This window comes from Corallococcus sp. CA041A, from assembly GCF_003612075.1.
In the GTDB taxonomy this organism is placed as follows: Bacteria; Myxococcota; Myxococcia; order Myxococcales; family Myxococcaceae; genus Corallococcus; species Corallococcus exiguus.
On the sequence record NZ_RAWF01000681.1, the window covers coordinates 1 to 431 of the forward strand.

At 63.1% G+C, this 431-nt stretch carries 1 protein-coding gene; it reads right to left on the bottom strand.

Annotated features, from left to right (window positions below):
- Positions 1–97: 97 nt before the first annotated feature.
- The coding region (locus tag D7V77_RS42690) for an enoyl-CoA hydratase-related protein (protein WP_233597590.1) at positions 98–431 on the bottom strand (334 nt) is incomplete at its 5' end.

Consider the following 431-nt stretch of genomic DNA (forward strand, 5'->3'; position numbering starts at 1 on the left):
CGCGATATGCTTCGTGGCCCAGGCATCGAGTTCGGTTTCGAGCTGGCGGTGCTTGTCGTCAAAGAACGGCCACTGCAAATAATCTTTGTCGCTCATCTCAGTTGCCCTCGAATGCCGGTTTCTGTTTGGCGACGAACGCGTGATACGCCCGCGAGAAATCTTCGGTCAGCATGCAGATGGCCTGCGCCTGCGCCTCGGCCTCGATCGCCTGCTCGATCGTCATCGTCCATTCCTGGTGCAGCATCGTCTTGGTGATGCCGTTGGCGAATGTCGGGCCGGCGGCCAGGTCGGCGGCCAGGGCATGCGCTTGGCTCAGCACCTCGGCCGGTTCGCACAGGCGGTTGAAAAAGCCCCAGCGCTCGCCCTCTTCACCGCTCATCGAGCGGCCGGTGTAGAGCAACTCGCTCGCGCGGCCCTGGCCGATGATGCGC